Consider the following 11,879-nt stretch of genomic DNA (forward strand, 5'->3'; position numbering starts at 1 on the left):
ACTACCGCGGGTGCCGGGCGCAGCCCGGCCAGACCACCTCCGGTGGTTGCAGCAGCAACCGAAAAAATTGTCCATGATCAGGCGACCCCCACGTCGTACGGCCCGCCCGTTCCGCCAGCCATGCCCGAATACCGTTCCCGTACCTCCACCGCCGGCCGCAACATGGCCGGCGCCCGCGCCCTGTGGCGCGCCACCGGCATGAAGGACGGCGACTTCCACAAGCCGATCATCGCCATCGCCAACTCCTTCACCCAGTTCGTGCCCGGCCACGTGCACCTGAAGGACCTCGGCCAACTGGTCGCGCGCGAGATCGAAAAAGTCGGCGGCGTCGCCAAGGAATTCAACACGATCGCCGTGGACGATGGCATCGCCATGGGTCACGACGGCATGCTGTACTCGCTGCCCAGCCGCGAAATCATCGCCGACTCGGTGGAGTACATGGCCAATGCGCACTGCGCCGATGCGCTGGTGTGCATTTCCAACTGCGACAAGATCACCCCCGGCATGCTGATGGCTGCGCTGCGCCTCAACATCCCGGTGGTGTTCGTCTCCGGCGGGCCGATGGAAGCGGGCAAGACCAAACTGTCCGAGCACAAGCTGGACCTGGTCGATGCGATGGTGATCGCCGCCGACGAAAGCGCCAGCGACGAAAAAGTGGCCGAGTTCGAGCGCAGTGCCTGCCCGACCTGCGGTTCCTGCTCGGGCATGTTCACCGCCAACTCGATGAACTGCCTGACCGAAGCACTGGGCCTATCGTTGCCCGGCAACGGCTCGACCCTGGCCACCCACGCCGACCGCGAGCAGCTGTTCCTGCGCGCCGGCCGCCTGATCGTCGAGCTGTGCCACCGCTGGTATGGCGGCGAAGACCCGACTGCGCTGCCGCGTGGCATCGCCACCCAGGCCGCGTTCGCCAATGCGATGACCCTGGACATCGCCATGGGCGGGTCCACCAATACCATCCTGCACCTGCTGGCGGCCGCGCAGGAAGCGGAGGTGGACTTCGACCTGACCCATATCGACGCGTTGTCGCGGCGCGTGCCGCAGCTGTGCAAGGTGGCGCCGAACACGCCCAAGTACCACATGGAAGACGTGCACCGCGCGGGCGGCGTGTACGGCATCCTCGGTGAACTGGCGCGCGGTGGACTGCTGGATACCAGTGTGCCGACCGTGCACAGCCGCAGCCTGGCCGATGCCATCGCACGCTGGGACGTGGCGGTCAGCAGCGACTCGAGCGTGCAGGACTTCTTCCGTGCCGGCCCGGCCGGCATCCCCACCCAGGTGGCCTTCAGCCAGGCCACGCGCTGGCCGACGCTGGACGTGGACCGTGCCGAGGGCTGCATCCGCAGCGTCAAGCACGCCTATTCGGCCGAAGGCGGCCTGGCCGTGCTGCGCGGCAACCTGGCCGTGGATGGGTGCGTGGTGAAGACCGCCGGCGTGGACGAATCGATCCACGTGTTCGAAGGCAACGCTCGCGTCTACGAAAGCCAGGACGCGGCCGTGGCCGGCATCCTCGCCGACGAGGTGAAGGCCGGCGATGTGGTGGTCATCCGCTACGAAGGCCCGAAGGGTGGCCCCGGCATGCAGGAAATGCTGTACCCGACCAGCTACCTGAAATCGAAGGGGCTGGGCAAGCAGTGCGCACTGCTCACCGATGGCCGCTTCTCCGGCGGAACCTCGGGCCTGTCGATCGGCCATGTCTCGCCGGAAGCCGCCAGCGGCGGTGTCATCGGCCTGGTGGAAAACGGCGACCGCATCCGCATCGACATCCCGGCCCGCCGTATCGACCTGCTGCTGGATGAGGCCACGCTGGCCCAGCGCCGCGCCGACGCCGATGCCCGTGGCTGGAAGCCGCGCGCGCCGCGCCCGCGCAAGGTCACCAGCGCGTTGAAGGCCTACGCCCTGCTCGCCACCAGCGCCGACAAGGGTGCCGTACGCAACACCGCGCTGCTGGGCGACTAGGTAGCGCCGGGCCATGCCCGGCGGCTTTTCGATCCGATGTTCCTGACGCCTGACACAGCCGCGCTTCGCGCTCGCCGGGCATGGCCCGGCGCTACCAGAGGTCAGCCGATCACACGCTTGAACGGTGGCAGCGCGTCGATGATGCGCTTGCCGTAGCGGCGGGTCAGCAGCCGCGAATCGAGGATGACCACGCGCCCGGTGTCGGTGGAGGTGCGGATCAAACGGCCGGCGAACTGGGTCAGCGTGCGCAGCGCGTGCGGAATGGCGATCAGGTTGAAGGCATTGAGCCCGCGCCCCTCGAACCACTCACTGAGCGTGGCGGTCTGCGGATCGGTCGGCACCGCGAACGGCACCTGGGTGATCACCACCGTGGTGCAGGCCTCACCGGGCAGGTCGAGGCCTTCGCCGAACGAATTCAGCCCGAACAGCACCGAGCCTTCGCCTGCCGCCACGCGGCGCAGGTGCTCGTCGATCAGCCGGGTCTTGGACATCTCGCCCTGTACCAGCACCTGCTTGCGGCGCGCGGCCGACATCAGCCCGGCCACCTTCTCCATCTTCCAGCGCGAGGTGAACAACACCATCGAGCCCTTGGCCCAGTCCAGTTCGGTGTCGAGGTAGCGCGCCACTTCGCGCGGATGACCTTCGCGGTCGTCCGGCGTGACCGGGAACTTCGGCACGATCAGCTCGGCCTGGTTGGGCAGGTCGAACGGCGACGACAGCGAGACCATCTCGGCCTCTTCGGGAATGCCGTTGTCGATCGCCAGCGACTGGAAATCGCCGCCGCCGGTCAACGTCGCCGAGGTCATCACCACCGAATCCACTTCATCCCACAGCAGCTTGCGCAGCACGTGCGCGGCCGACACCGGCGAGCCGTGCAGCACCAGGTCGCCGTCGCGGGTGGCGGTGACCCAGCGCGCCATCGGCGGCGCGCCGTCCTTGTCCTCGCGGCGCCAGGCCTGCCACAGGTTGTACTGCTGCTCGATCATTTCCAGCGCCATGCCCAGGTTGCGCTGCAGGCGCTCGCGCGCGGCATCGTCCTGCTTGCCCTTGGCCACCTGCGCGGTGGCGGCATGCGCCCAGTTGTAGAGGCTGCGGGTGTCGTCGGCCAGCGCCTCGATCGGCTCGCGCCAGGCCTCGGGCAGGCGCCCGTTGGCGGCGCGCCACATCGGTTCCTCGTCGGCCGGTGCCGGCATCCATACCCGTTCGATGTGGTCGCGGAACGCGCGCAGCTGCTTGGCGACGTTGCTGGCCACGTCGATCGCTTCGTTGGGCAGCAGGTTGCCCAGGCGATCCTTGTCGACCGCGCGGTAGGCGCCGGCAATCAGGATCTGCAGGCGACCGGTGCGCTTGGCCATCTCGTCCAGCGCCAGGCTGGCCGCGCCCTGGTCGATCGCCACGTTGCCGATGTGATGACCTTCGTCCAGCACCAGCAGCATGTCCGACGGCGGCGCGATCAACGGCTGGCCGTTGTCGCTGTCGCCGATCGACAGCGCCGACAGCAGCAGCGCGTGGTTGGTGACCACGATCTGTGCGTCACGCACCGTGTTGCGCGAACGCAGCACCGCGCACTGCGCCGAATAGGCACAGCGGCGCCCGGCACAGCCCGAGGCCGGCGTGGTGATGCGGCTGCGCAGGCCGGGGCTGATGGTCTCCGGCGCGTTGTCGATGTCGCCATCCCAGCTGCCGCCGGTGAAGGCATCGGTCAGGCGCTTGGCGATGTCCATCTCGATCGGCGCCAGCGGCCGGTCGAACAAGGGCGCGTCATCCTCGAACATGCCGCCCTGGGAACCCTCGCCCTGCGCTTCGGCAGCGTTGCGCGTGCACAGGTAGCGGGTACGGCCCTTGGCCAGCGCGACGGTCGCTTCCAGGCCGGTGGCTTTCAGGAAATTCGGAATGTCGCGCTCGACCAGCTGCGACTGCAGCGCCACGGTACCGGTGCTGATCACCAGCTTCTTCTTGCTGGCCAGCGCGATCGGTACTCCTGCGGTGAGGTAGCCCAGGCTCTTGCCAACGCCGGTGGGCGCTTCGACCACGCCGACGCCACCGCTTTTCGACAGCGCACGCGACACCACGCCGATCATCTGGCTCTGCGAGCGGCGGGTGGAGAAGCCGGGCGTATTGGCCTGCAGCGTCGTGTACGCCTTGCGGATCGCGTCCTTCAAGGGGTCATCGAGCGTGCGCGGAGCGGCGACGGTTTCGGTCACGCCGGGAAGTACCGTGGCTGGATCGGGCCGGTCATTGTCGCATGGCCGGCCGCGTTCACCGTCGCTGGCACCCTGAACGGGCCAGCGACGACGCCAGGCGGCGGTCACGGTCCGATGGCCGGACCGCTCATGGGCCAGATACGCCGGGCATGGCCCGGCGCGACCGGTCAGGACGCCGGGATCGTGCGGGTACGCAGCAGGCGCACCAGCGCCCACACCAGCAGCACCACGCCGATGGCCTCGACCATCGCCAGCGCGAAGTGCAGCACGCCAAGGATGGCACTCATGCCCGAGATGGCGTCGAAGTTGCCGCTGTTGATCAACCACATCGGCAGGATGCCGGCGGCCATGCCGCCGAGGCTGGACAGCAGCAACAGCACCAGACCGACCAGGGCGCCGGTGCGGGTGGCATCACGCGGTGCGCCGACCACCCAGACCAGGCCCACGCACAGTGCGATCAGCACCGGCAGGCGCACGCCCACGATGCTCAGCACCGTCACCATCAAGGTCGTGTTGTCCATCGATCAGTCCTCGCCGGCAAGCACGGCGGCACCTTGCCGCAGCGTCTGGTAGACCTCGTCGGTCTGCGGACGTACACCGTGCCACTGCAGGAAGCTCTCGGCGGCCTGCTCGACCAGCATGCCCAGGCCATCCACGGTATTGCGGCAGTTCGCTGCGCGCGCCCAGGCCAGGAAGGCGATGGCGGCCTCGCCGTAGTTCAGGTCGACGGCGGTGGTCATCGAGTTGACCAGCGACAGCGGCAGCTTGAACTCGACGTCGCGGTCGCGGCCGGCCGAGGTGGCATTGACGATCAGCTCGAAGTCGCCCAGCTCGCGCAGGTCTTCCCAGTAGCGGCTGATCGCGCGGCCCGGCTCGCCCATGGCATCGATCAGTTCATCGGCGCGTTCCGGCGTGCGGTTGACCACCACCAGTTCGGTGATTCCAGCATCGAGGAAGGCCGGAGCGACGCTGCGCGCGGAGCCACCGGCACCGATCAGCAGCATGCGGCGGCCACGCAGGTCCAGGCCGTGGCGGTCGGTCAGGTCGCGCACCAGGCCGATGCCGTCGGTGGTGTCACCGTGCCAGCGGTCGCCCTTGCGCAGCAGCGTGTTGACCGAACCTGCGCGGCGCGCACGTGCAGTCAGCGTGGTGCACACCGAGAACGCGGCTTCCTTGTGCGGCGAGGTGACGTTGGCGCCGACGCCGCCGTCGGCGGCGAACGCCTCAAGGCCGGCCAGGAACGCATCCGGGGCCAGGTCGATCGCGCGGTAATCCACCGCGATGCCTTCCTGGCGACCGAACGTCGCATGGATCTGCGGCGACTTCGAGTGGGCAACGGGGTGTCCGAAGACGGCGTAACGGTCGGTCATGGAATCCTCAAGCTGGCTAGACTGGTGCTCTTTCGTGCACGGACCCGGATGATGCGCATCACCCTGCCCCTGCTGGTGCTTGCCGCCAGTCTACTCTCTGCCCCCGTGGCGATGGCGTTGAACGAGTACGGCATCGAAGGCATGGGCGTGGTCTCGACCCGTGCCGACGAGGGCCGCGCCACGATCAGCACCGATGGCCAACGCATTGTTTTCGCCCGCCGCGACGAGGCCGGCTGGGGCCTGTGGGAGGCACGCGTGGTCGACGGTCGCTGGCAGCAGGCACAGGCACTGTCGGTGGGCGTGGCCGGTGAAGCCCGCGATCCCTACTTCAGCCGTGACGGCCGCTGGCTGCTGTTCGCGGCCGGCGGCGAGGGCAAGCTGGCGCTGTATCGCGCCGCGCTGGCCACCAATGGCCGGCTGGGCAGCGCGCAGGCCCTGGCCGGTGATGGCGGGCGCCGGGAAGAGCGCGGGCCGGCCCTGACCGCGGATGGCCAGCGGCTGTTGTTTGCCCGCCAGCAGGGCCGTGGCGCCGGCTGGGACCTGTTCGTGGCCACGCTGGATGCCCAGGGCAGGCGTGGCCCCGCAACGGCGTTGACCGCATTGAACAGCGCCGATGACGAGACCGATGGCGATTGGCTGGGCCATGACGGCGCTGTGGTGTTCAGCCGCGGCAGCGGCAGCACCGCGCAGGTGTGGAGCAGCGGCTGCGCGTGGAGCGGCGTGGCGCTGCAGCCGCTGGGTCTATCGTTCAACCAGGCCGGCGGCTGGACCGGCGCGCCGATGATCGACAACGCCAAGCCCGGCGAGATGATGGTCGCCAGCAGTGCGGCGAAGGCACCGCGTGCCGGGGGCGTGGATGTGTACCGGTTGGCCGTGCCGAAGGTGGCGGCGGTGGCCGGGTGCCTACCAGGCGCACGGTGACGGCGAACGCCAACCAAGGTTGGCACCCACCCGTCAGCGCGACAACACCTTGGCGCGCTGCTGCTCGTACTCGATCTCGCTCAGCTGGCCATTGTCCTTGCGCTGGTTCAACGCGGCCAGTTCGGCCTGCACGCTGTCCGGCAGGGCCTGCTCACGGGCCACGTGGCGGGCAGCCGAAAGCTGCTCCGGCGGGCGCTTGCCGGCCCGCCAGGCGGCGATGAAGACACCGACGATGATGGCGCCGAACACCAGCGTACCGATGCCCCAGATCAGCCATTGCATCCATCCCAGTTCGGGTCCCATCGCGTATTCCTCCGTCTATCGTGGCGCTATTGTCAGCGCTCGCGCAGCCATCGCGCCACCTGCGGCGCGAAATAGGTCAGCACGCCATCGGCGCCGGCGCGCTTGAAGCCCAGCAGCGACTCCAGCACGCAGGCGCGCTCGTCCAGCCAGCCGTTGGCGAAGGCGGCCTTCATCATCGCGTACTCGCCACTCACCTGGTAGGCGAAGGTCGGCACGCCGAATTTTTCCTTCACCCGGCGCACCAGGTCCAGGTAGGGCATGCCCGGCTTGACCATCACCATGTCAGCACCCTCTTCCAGGTCCAGCGCAATCTCGCGCAGGGCCTCGTCGCCGTTGGCCGGGTCCATCTGGTAGGTCTTCTTGTCGGCCTTGCCGAGGCTGGCCGCGCTGCCCACCGCATCGCGGAACGGGCCGTAGAACGCCGAGGCGTACTTGGCCGAGTAAGCCATGATGCGCACGTTGATGTGGTTGTCGGCATCCAGCGCACGACGGATCGCGCCGATGCGGCCGTCCATCATGTCCGAGGGCGAAACGATGTCGACACCGGCTTCGGCGTGCGATACCGACTGCTTGACCAGCGCCTCGACGGTGATGTCGTTCAGCACATAGCCCTTGTCGTCGATGATGCCGTCCTGGCCGTGGGTGGTGTACGGGTCCAGCGCCACGTCGGTCATCACTCCCAGTTCCGGGAAGCGCGACTTCAGCGCGCGGATCGCACGCTGCGCCAGGCCGTCCTCGGCCCACGCCGCCGACGCGTCCAGCGACTTCAGCGACGGGTCGATCACCGGGAACAGGTCGATCACCGGAATGCCCAGCTCCAGCGCCTCTTCGGCCACCTTCAGCAGTTCTTCGATCGACAGCCGTTCCACGCCCGGCATCGACGGTACTGCGGTGCGGCCGGCGAGTTCGTGCACGAACACCGGGTAGATCAGGTCGTCGGTGGTCAGCGTGTTCTCGCGCATCAGGCGGCGCGAGAACTCGTCATGGCGCATGCGGCGCGGGCGGTAAAGCGGATGAGACATGGCAGGCTCCGAGGAGTGGCTATTGCAACAGGTAGCCCTGCGGCAGCAGGGGTTCGGGCAAGGGGCGTTCGCCGAGCGCGTCGAGCTGGTCGATCTCGATCGTGCGCACCAGCGCGTCCAGCGGCAGGTCGTTCGGCTCCAGGCCGAACGGGTCTTCCATTTCTTCGCCCAGCTGGTCCAGGCCGAAGAAGGCATAGGCCAACACCGCCGACAGCACCGGCGTGCCCCAGCCCAGCGAACTGGCCAGGCCGAACGGCAGCAGCACGCAGAACATCCACGCACAGCGGTGCAGCAGCAGGGTGTAAGCGAACGGCAGCGGCGTGGTGAGAATGCGCTCGCAACCGGCCTGGATCGACGACATCGCGTGCAGGCGTTCTTCCAGCTGGGTGTAGAGGATCGGGTCCAGCTCACCGCTGCGCAGTGCCTGTGCCAGTTCGGCGGCGATCATCGACAACAGCGCGTCGGGCACGTTCTCGCGCTGGCCCAGCTGTTCGCGCTGGCGCTTGTCCAGCCACGGCAGCGCTACCAGGGCGACGATACGCCCGCGCAGGCGACCGGCCAGGGCATGGGCGAAGGCGGTGGTGAGGTAGGCGATGCGGCGACGACGGCCGGTGTCATCGGCCAGCAGCAGGTTCACCTGGCGGGCCAGCGATCGCGATTCGTAGACCAGCTGGCCCCACAGCTTGCGGCCCTCCCACCAGCGCTCGTAGCAGGCGCTGTTGCGGAAGCTGAGGAAGATCGACAGCACCAGGCCAAGCAGGGTGAACGGCGTGACCGAGACGCGCTCGATGCCGGTCGGCGGTGCCAGTTCCACCACAGCGGCCACGGCGATGGACAGGATCAGGATGGCCAGCACCTTCGGCGCGATCGCTTTGACGATCGAGCCGCGCAGGATATACAGCAGTTGCCAGCCGTGGGGACGGGGTCGGATGATCATGGGGCAGCCGCGCCGGGCGCGGATTCACAGGCACGCGGGGGGCTCGCGCAGCCATTCATTGTACGCCCCTGCCCGGCCACGGGCCGTGCGCCTGCGACGCCCTGTCGCACCCCGGCCCGGGATCAGACCACGCCGCCGCCCAGGCCCAGGCGCAGGATGCCAACCACCACCACGATGCCGTTCAGCACCAGCCCGGCCCAGGCCCGGCCACGCTTGGTCGGGTGGGTGAACAGGATGCCCAGCGCGGCGATCACCGCGCCGACGGCGGCAAACGGGATCAGGAACCAGTTGCCCCAGCCCAGCAGCGGAATCAGCGCCAGGATCATCCACAACAGCGCCAGTACGCCCCACAACAGACTGATCACACCCATGCCGCTCTCCCGCAGTTGGTTCCTGCCCCAACCATAGACGTTCCCGCTGTCGCCGCCTACTGCCATTGGCAGGGCTGTCACCCGCACCATGCTAGCGTGCTGCCGTGCGTGCCCTGGCCCGGGTGTTGGCGCCGATTCAGAGTGGCCCGCCGATGATCGCAACCAGTCCTACAGGGGTCGTGCCATGAACATCCGTTGGGCCGCGTTGGCGGCCATCCTGCTGGTCGCCGCTGGCTGCGCCAGCACCTCCAAGGTGATGCTGGGCCGCGCCCGCGCACCGATCGATCCGGCGCTGGTGCAGATCTATTCGACGCCACCGGCCGGCTCGCAGGAAATCGCACAGCTGGAATCAGCGTCTGCGGTGGGCTTCGGCACCCAGGGCCAGACCGATGCCGCCGTGGCCCGCCTGAAACGTGAGGCTGCGGCGCTGGGCGCCAACGGTGTCGTGTTGATGGGCGTGGGCAGCAGCGGTTCGCCGGTGGGCATGTCGGTCGGCGCCGGCACGTTCGGCTCGCATGTCGGCGGAGGCGTCGGCATCGGCATTCCGACCACGCAGAAGCGCGCCGCCGGCGTCGCGATCTGGGTGCCGAATCCGGCACCGCCCGCGCGATTGCCGACACAGGTGATCACACCGCAGCGTTGACGCAGCAGCGTCAACGCGGGTAGCGCCGGGCCATGCCCGGCGAGCGCAGCGGAAAAAACCAGATGTCGCCGGGCATGGCCCGGCGCTACCGTTATTTTTTCTGGTACTTCGGCACGAACACCTTGTTCACCGCGTCGGCCAGCTGGTCCGGCGGCAGCAGGCCCTGGTCGAGCAGGAAGTTGTTGAACGCCAGGCGGTCGAACTTCGCGCCCAGTGCCAGCTCGGTCTGCATGCGCAGTTCCAGGATGCGGGTGTAGCCGTAGAAGTAGCTTCCGGCCTGGCCCGGCATGCGCACCATGTAGCGGTCCAGCTCCTGGGTGGCCATCGCCTTGGACAGGCCGACCTGCTCCATCAGCACGCGCTCGCCATTGGCACGATCGGTCAGGCCAAGGTTGAGCATCGGGTCGAGCATCGCGCGCGCGGCACGCAGCAGGCGGAACTGCAGGGCGATCATCTGACCGTCCAGCGGCTCGTACGGCACCATCTCGGCTTCGGCGTACAGCGCCCAGCCTTCCACGTTCACCGAATTGAACGCGAACATGGTGCGCGCCAGCGAGATGCCGCGCTCGACCATCGCGGTGAACTGCAGTTCGTGGCCGGGACGGCCTTCATGCGCGCTCAGCGTCCACGCCGCCGCACCGAAGTTGAAGTCGTCGTACTGCGCACCCGGACCGGCGGCCGGATTGCCCAGCGGCAGCACGAAGGTGCCCTGCTGCCCGGTGTTGTTGACCAGCGGCGCCGGCAGGAAGTGCGGCGCCGGGCTGGCGGCGCTCTCGGCGGCCGAACCCAGGCGCATCTGCATGGCGCGCTTGGGCACGTCGACGATGGCGTGCTCACGGATCAGCGGATCGATCGCGTCGATCACCTTGCGGTAGTGGCCTTCCAGATGATCGTCGGCGATCTTGTCGGCCTTCAGCGCGCGGATCACCGCCACCGGGTCGCTCGGGTCGGCTACCTTCAGGCCCTTGTCCTTCACCACCAGCGGCGCCAGCTGCTGCATCGCCGAGCGGGTTTCCATGAATTCCAGCTGCGCGCGCTGCATCAGCAGCTTCGGGTCGATGTCGATGCCGACCTGCTTGAGCTGGTACGCGTACAACGGTGCCGGCAGGCGTGCATCGGTACGCGCCTTCGGCAGCACCTCCTTGCGGGTCCAGTCAGCGTAGTCCTTCATCTGCCCGGCCAGGGTCTTCATCGCCTCGTCGGCACCGGCGATCTGGTACTTCTTCAGCAGCGACTCGATGCCGGTGATGTAGGTCTCGACGTTGTCCAGCGACTGCTGCACTTCGATCTTCGTCGGCTGCAGCAGGCTGCTGTCCTTCAAGTGCTCTTCATAGCGCTGGCGCGCCAGCGTGGTGAACGCGGTGCCGCCGGGCTGCAGGCCGGCATAGGCCTTGAGGCGGTCGATCGCCTTGGCCCGGCGCTCGGCCGGCACCTGGTCGGACAGCAGCAGGTTGAGGCCGCTGAACACCGTCTGCGGCGCGTCGCTCCAGGGCAGCAGGTACTTCTCGTTGAGCTCGCTGCCTTCGATGTTCTGGCTGGCGGCGTGGATCATGATCTCCAGGTCCTGGCGGACATTGGGATCCTTCTCGGTGGCCAGCTTCGCCTTCAGATCGTCACGCGCCTTGGCCATCGCGGCGCGATAGCGCTTGCTGTTGTCCGGGCCAAGATCGGCCACCTTGTCGTCGTAGCCAGGCACGCCGAAGAAGCCGGTTTCCTCCGGCTGGAACGGTCCCTGCGCATCAAGCAGGATCTGCGCCAGCGCATTGCTGCGGGCGACCCAGGCGGGGCTGGCCGGGGTGGCGGCCTTGGCGGCGGGTGCCGCCAGCGCCGGCGGTGCGGACAGCAGCGGGGCGGCAGTCAGGGCCAGGGCAACGGCCAACGCGATCGGCTTCATGGGACACTCCAGCAAAGGGTTGCCCGCAAGTTACGCGCTCAGGGCGGCGGCGACAATCGGCGGGAGGTCACGGCGCGGCTGATGGGTAGAGTCGACTGTCAGTCGACTATCGCGCGCAGCGCGGGGTTTTCAGGCGTCTTGTGGAGAGCAGTCGACTAACTGTGATCTCTCTGTAGGTTGTTCATCCGGGACATCTTTGGAAAATGGTGGTTACCACACCGTTCCAGTCCCCAAAGAGCCCGGATGAACAATCAT

11 protein-coding genes are annotated in these 11,879 nt (G+C 68.1%); 3 read left to right on the top strand and 8 right to left on the bottom strand.

From position 1 onward, the window contains the following. The first annotated feature begins 120 nt into the window (after positions 1–120). Positions 121–1,959, top strand: a complete 1,839-nt coding sequence (gene ilvD, locus AC0Z6F_RS19030) for a dihydroxy-acid dehydratase (RefSeq protein WP_485617391.1) — start codon at positions 121–123, stop codon at positions 1,957–1,959. A 101-nt stretch (positions 1,960–2,060) separates the two neighbouring features. Here the strand turns inward: ilvD and dinG are convergent, their stop codons facing one another. The 3 genes from dinG to aroE all read right to left on the bottom strand — a co-directional run bounded on the left by dinG (position 2,061) and on the right by aroE (position 5,533). Further along, a complete protein-coding gene (gene dinG / locus AC0Z6F_RS19035) occupies positions 2,061–4,163 on the bottom strand; it encodes an ATP-dependent DNA helicase DinG (protein ID WP_065723672.1) in 2,103 nt (700 codons plus the stop codon). Positions 4,164–4,330: 167 nt separating this feature from the next. After that, on the bottom strand, positions 4,331–4,684 hold the full coding sequence (locus tag AC0Z6F_RS19040; RefSeq protein WP_006400655.1) for a hypothetical protein: 354 nt from the start codon (positions 4,682–4,684) through the stop codon (positions 4,331–4,333). A 3-nt stretch (positions 4,685–4,687) separates the two neighbouring features. After that, positions 4,688–5,533, bottom strand: coding sequence for a shikimate dehydrogenase (gene aroE / locus AC0Z6F_RS19045; protein WP_006400656.1), 846 nt, complete (start codon positions 5,531–5,533; stop codon positions 4,688–4,690). A 48-nt stretch (positions 5,534–5,581) separates the two neighbouring features. Between aroE and AC0Z6F_RS19050 the strand changes: the two genes are divergently transcribed. Next, entirely contained in the window at positions 5,582–6,454 is an 873-nt protein-coding gene (locus AC0Z6F_RS19050) for a TolB family protein (RefSeq protein WP_485617388.1), read from the top strand. A 33-nt stretch (positions 6,455–6,487) separates the two neighbouring features. On the opposite strand, the gene AC0Z6F_RS19055 is transcribed toward AC0Z6F_RS19050, so the two are convergent. The 4 genes from AC0Z6F_RS19055 to AC0Z6F_RS19070 form a co-directional block, all read right to left on the bottom strand. Next, on the bottom strand, positions 6,488–6,757 hold the full coding sequence (locus tag AC0Z6F_RS19055) for a hypothetical protein (protein WP_049400875.1): 270 nt from the start codon (positions 6,755–6,757) through the stop codon (positions 6,488–6,490). A gap of 32 nt (positions 6,758–6,789) precedes the next feature. Next, on the bottom strand, positions 6,790–7,779 hold the full coding sequence (hemB, locus tag AC0Z6F_RS19060) for a porphobilinogen synthase (protein WP_032129123.1): 990 nt from the start codon (positions 7,777–7,779) through the stop codon (positions 6,790–6,792). 19 nt (positions 7,780–7,798) lie between these two features. Then, the gene (locus tag AC0Z6F_RS19065) at positions 7,799–8,716 is read right to left on the bottom strand and encodes a bestrophin family protein (RefSeq protein WP_012512425.1); all 918 of its coding nucleotides are present in this window, start codon (positions 8,714–8,716) and stop codon (positions 7,799–7,801) included. A 122-nt stretch (positions 8,717–8,838) separates the two neighbouring features. Next, the gene (locus AC0Z6F_RS19070; protein ID WP_012512426.1) at positions 8,839–9,087 is read right to left on the bottom strand and encodes a hypothetical protein; all 249 of its coding nucleotides are present in this window, start codon (positions 9,085–9,087) and stop codon (positions 8,839–8,841) included. Positions 9,088–9,271: 184 nt separating this feature from the next. Between AC0Z6F_RS19070 and AC0Z6F_RS19075 the strand changes: the two genes are divergently transcribed. After that, the gene (locus AC0Z6F_RS19075; RefSeq protein ID WP_010482223.1) at positions 9,272–9,730 is read left to right on the top strand and encodes a hypothetical protein; all 459 of its coding nucleotides are present in this window, start codon (positions 9,272–9,274) and stop codon (positions 9,728–9,730) included. A 91-nt stretch (positions 9,731–9,821) separates the two neighbouring features. On the opposite strand, the gene AC0Z6F_RS19080 is transcribed toward AC0Z6F_RS19075, so the two are convergent. Further along, entirely contained in the window at positions 9,822–11,624 is a 1,803-nt protein-coding gene (locus AC0Z6F_RS19080; protein WP_012512427.1) for a DUF885 domain-containing protein, read from the bottom strand. Positions 11,625–11,879 lie beyond the last annotated feature (255 nt).

It is taken from the genome of Stenotrophomonas sp. 1L-E-5-B-C3, assembly GCF_057292075.1.

Coding starts and splice junctions, on each gene's coding strand:
- ilvD (WP_485617391.1), top strand. CDS start 121: ATGCCCGAATACCGTTCCCGTACCTCCACCGCCGGCCGCAACATGGCC.
- AC0Z6F_RS19040 (WP_006400655.1), bottom strand. CDS start 4,684: ATGGACAACACGACCTTGATGGTGACGGTGCTGAGCATCGTGGGCGTG.
- aroE (WP_006400656.1), bottom strand. CDS start 5,533: ATGACCGACCGTTACGCCGTCTTCGGACACCCCGTTGCCCACTCGAAG.
- AC0Z6F_RS19050 (WP_485617388.1), top strand. CDS start 5,582: ATGATGCGCATCACCCTGCCCCTGCTGGTGCTTGCCGCCAGTCTACTC.
- AC0Z6F_RS19055 (WP_049400875.1), bottom strand. CDS start 6,757: ATGGGACCCGAACTGGGATGGATGCAATGGCTGATCTGGGGCATCGGT.
- hemB (WP_032129123.1), bottom strand. CDS start 7,779: ATGTCTCATCCGCTTTACCGCCCGCGCCGCATGCGCCATGACGAGTTC.
- AC0Z6F_RS19065 (WP_012512425.1), bottom strand. CDS start 8,716: ATGATCATCCGACCCCGTCCCCACGGCTGGCAACTGCTGTATATCCTG.
- AC0Z6F_RS19070 (WP_012512426.1), bottom strand. CDS start 9,087: ATGGGTGTGATCAGTCTGTTGTGGGGCGTACTGGCGCTGTTGTGGATG.
- AC0Z6F_RS19075 (WP_010482223.1), top strand. CDS start 9,272: ATGAACATCCGTTGGGCCGCGTTGGCGGCCATCCTGCTGGTCGCCGCT.
- AC0Z6F_RS19080 (WP_012512427.1), bottom strand. CDS start 11,624: ATGAAGCCGATCGCGTTGGCCGTTGCCCTGGCCCTGACTGCCGCCCCG.